The organism is Amycolatopsis sp. SID8362, from assembly GCF_010550475.1.
GTDB lineage: Bacteria > Actinomycetota > Actinomycetes > Mycobacteriales > Pseudonocardiaceae > Amycolatopsis > Amycolatopsis eburnea.
Map to the genome: position 1 here is coordinate 1 of NZ_JAAGNB010000158.1, position 4,066 is coordinate 4,066.

Genomic DNA, 4,066 nt, shown 5'->3' on the forward strand with positions numbered 1-4,066 from the left:
CGACGTCGCGCATTCCCTGGCCACCACCCGCAGCGCGTTCCCGCACCGGGCCGTCGTGCTGGACCCCGCCGCCCTGCCCGCGCTCGCCGAGGGCGAACCGTCGGCCGGCGTCGTCACCGGGACGGCGGGCGAGCACCGCCTCGCGATCCTGTTCCCCGGCCAGGGTGCCCAGCGCCCCGGCATGGGCCGCGAGCTGTACGAGCGGTTCCCGGCGTTCGCCGAGGCCCTCGACGAGATCTGCGCGCGCTGCGACACCGAACGCCCGCTGCGGGACGTGCTGTTCGCCGAGCCGGGTTCGGCCGACGCCGCCGTGCTCGCCGAAACCGGGCACACCCAGCCCGCGCTGTTCGCCTACGAAGTGGCGCTGTACCGGCTGTTCGCCTCGTGGGGCGTCGAGCCGGACCACGTCGCCGGGCACTCGGTCGGCGAGATCGCCGCTGCGCACGTCGCCGGCGTGCTGTCGCTCGACGACGCCTGCGTGCTGGTCACCGCCCGCGGCCGGCTGATGGGCTCGCTGCCGCCCGGCGGCGCGATGGTCTCCGTGCGCGCCGCCGCCGAAGAGGTCGAGCCCCTGCTGGGCGACGACGTCGTGCTCGCCGCGGTCAACGGGCCCGCCCACGTCGTGCTCGCCGGTCCGGAAGCGCCGGTGCTGGCGCTGGCCGCCCGGTTCGAGGCCGACGGCCGCAAGGTCACCCGCCTGGCCGTTTCGCACGCGTTCCACTCGCCGCTGATGGACCCGATGCTGGCCGAGTACCGCCGGGTCGTCGAGCAGCTCGACCTGCGCCCGCCGCGCCGGCCGATCGTCTCGACGGTGACCGGCCGCGTCATCCGCCAGGCCCAGCTGCGCGATCCCGAGTACTGGGTCCGCCAGGCCCGCGACACCGTCCGCTTCGCCGACGCCGTCACCGCGCTGTCCCGCCAGGGGATCACGGCGTTCCTCGAGCTGGGCCCGGACGGCACCCTCACTTCGCTGGTCCGCGCCTGCCTGGACGACGCGGTGACCGTGCGGTCGTCGCGCTCCCGCCGCCCCGAGGACGTCGGCGCCCTCGCGGCGCTGGCCGAGCTGCACGTCCACGGCGTCGACGTCGACTGGACGACGCTCACCACCGGCGGCCGCCAAGTCGACCTGCCGACCTACGCGTTCGACCGCGAACGCCACTGGTTCGACGCCCCGGCACCGAAACCCGCGGCGGCCCCCGTCGACCGCGACCTGCTGAAACTCGTGACCGCCGAGGCCGCCGCGGTCCTCGGTGCCGCCGTCGACCCCGGCACGTCCTTCCGCGAGCTGGGTTTCGACTCGGCGATGAACGTCGACCTCGCCGTCCGCCTCGGTGCCGCCACCGGCCGCACACTGGCCACCACCGCGCTGTTCGACCACCCCACGGCCCGCGCGCTGGCCGAGCACCTCGGCGGCGCCGCGCCCGTGTCCGCGCCCGAAACCGGCTCCGCCGGGGACGCGGATCCGGTGGTCATCGTCGGTCTCGGCTGCCGCTACCCGGGCGGAGCCGGTTCCCCCGAAGAACTCTGGCGGCTGGTCGAGTCCGAAGTGGACGCGATCACCGCGATGCCCACCGACCGCGGCTGGCCCGCGTCGGTGCTCGGCACCGGACGGCCGGGCGGGTTCCTCGCCGACGTCGCCGGGTTCGACGCCGGCCTGTTCGGCATCTCGCCGCGGGAAGCCCAGGCGATGGAACCGCAGCAGCGCCTGGTGCTCGAAGTCGTCTGGGAAACCCTGGAACGCGCCGGGATCGCGCCCTCGTCGTTGCGCGGCACCCGGACCGGTGTCTTCGTCGGCGCCACCGCGCAGGACTACGGCCCGCGGCTGGCCGAAGGCAGCGGCGACGCCGAGGGGTACGTGCTCACCGGCACCTCGCCGAGCCTGGTCTCCGGCCGCGTCGCCTACGTGCTCGGCACCGGCGGCCCGGCCGTCACCGTGGACACGGCGTGCTCGTCGTCGCTGGTCGCGCTGCACCTGGCCGTGCGGTCGGTGCGGTCGGGAGAGACGTCGCTGGCCATCGCCGGCGGCGTCACGGTGCTGGCCGAGCCCGGTATCTTCGTCGAGTTCGCCAAGCAGGGCGGGCTGTCGGAAGACGGGCGCTGCAAGGCGTTCGGCGACGGCGCGGACGGCACCGGCTGGGCCGAGGGCGTCGGCATGGTCGTCGTCGAACGGCTTTCGCGCGCCCGTGAACTCGGCCACGACGTCCTCGCGATCGTGCGCGGCTCCGCGGTCAACTCCGACGGCGCGTCCAACGGCCTCACCGCGCCCAGCGGGCCGGCGCAGCAGCGCGTGATCCGCGAGGCGCTCGGTGACGCCGGGCTCGCGCCCGCCGACGTCGACGTCCTCGAAGCGCACGGCACCGGCACCCGGCTCGGCGACCCGATCGAAGCGCGCGCCGCGCTCGCCGTCTACGGCCAGGAACGGGAAACTCCGCTGCTGCTCGGGTCGATCAAGTCGAACATCGGGCACACGCAGGCCGCGGCCGGGATCGCCGGCGTCATCAAGATGATCGCGGCCATGCGGCACGGCATCGTCCCGCGCACACTGCACGCCGACACGCCATCGTCCCATGTGGATTGGAGCGCGGGCGCGATCGACCTCGTCACCGCGGCCCGCGAGTGGCCGGACGCCGGACGCCCGCGCCGCGCGGCCGTGTCGTCGTTCGGCATCAGCGGCACGAACGCGCACCTGATCCTGGAGCAGGCCCCGGCGGAAACCGTCGCCGAGCCCACGCGCGAAGTCGTCGCGACCGCCGTCCCGTGGGTCGTCTCGGCGCGGTCCGAACCGGCGTTGCGGGCGGCCGTCGAGAACCTCCGCGACGTCGACGCCGACCCGGTCGACGTCGGGCATTCCCTGCTCACCACCCGGTCTTCGTTCGACCGCCGGGCCGTCCTGCTGGGCGGAGTCGAGATCGCGAGCGGCACCGCGCCCGCGGTGGCACCCGCCGTCGCCGTGGTGTTCGCCGGGCAGGGCACGCAGCGGCCCGGCATGGGCCGCGAGCTGGCCGCCCGGTTCCCGGTCTTCGCGGCCGCGTACGGCGACGTCCTCGCGCGGTTCCCGGCCGAGGTGGCCGAGGCGATCGGCACCGAAGACCCGGCCGTGCTCGACCGCACCGGTATCGCCCAGCCCGCGTTGTTCGCCCTCGAAGTCGCGCTGTTCCGGCTCGCCGAATCGCTCGGCGTGCGCGCGGACCGGGTCGCCGGGCACTCGATCGGCGAGCTGGCCGCGGCGCACGTCGCCGGGGTGCTCGACCTGCCGGACGCGTGCGCGCTCGTCGTCGCCCGCGGCCGCCTGATGGAGGCGCTGCCCGAGGGTGGCGCGATGATCGCTTTGCAGGCCACCGAAGACGAGGTCCGACCGCTGCTCACCGACGGCATCGCGATCGCCGCCGTCAACGCCCCCGAATCGCTGGTCGTGTCCGGCGAGGAGGACGCGCTGCTGCGGCTGGCGGCGTCGTTCGAAGAAGCGCGACGGCTCTCGGTCTCGCACGCCTTCCATTCACCGCTGATGACGCCGATGCTCGACAGCTTCCGCCGCGTGGCCGAAGAACTGACGTTCCACGAGCCGTCGCTGCCGGTCGTCTCGACGGTCACCGGCCGCGCGGCCGAGCCCGGCGAGCTGACCGACCCCGGCTACTGGGTCGCGCAGGTGATCGCGACCGTGCGCTTCGCCGACGCACTGGAGTCGTTGCGGGACAACGACATCAGCACCTTTGTCGAAATAGGACCGGACAGCACGCTGTCCGGGCTGGTCGCGCGCACGCTGCCGGCCGCGTCGCCGGTGCCGCTGCTGCGCGCGGACCGTCCTGAAGAGACGGCGTTCGCGACCGCGCTCGGCCGCCTGCACGTCCTCGGCGCCGACGTCGACTGGACCGCGTTCTACGCGGGCACCGGCGCCCGCCGCGTCGCCCTGCCCACCTACCCCTTCCAGCACGAACGCTTCTGGGTCACCGCCCGGCCCCCGGCCCGCCCGGTCGACCGCTCGGACCACCCCCTGCTCGGCGCGGCCGTCGAACTGCCCGGCGAGGACGGCGTCGTGCTCACCGGGCACGTCTCGCCGGACGCCCTG

General features: G+C 74.9%; 1 protein-coding gene. It reads left to right on the forward strand.

Features of this window, described 5'->3' with window-relative positions; genetic code table 11:
- Positions 1–4,066 (forward strand): type I polyketide synthase (locus G3I65_RS05830; RefSeq protein WP_160695189.1); only part of this gene is annotated, 4,066 nt, incomplete at both ends.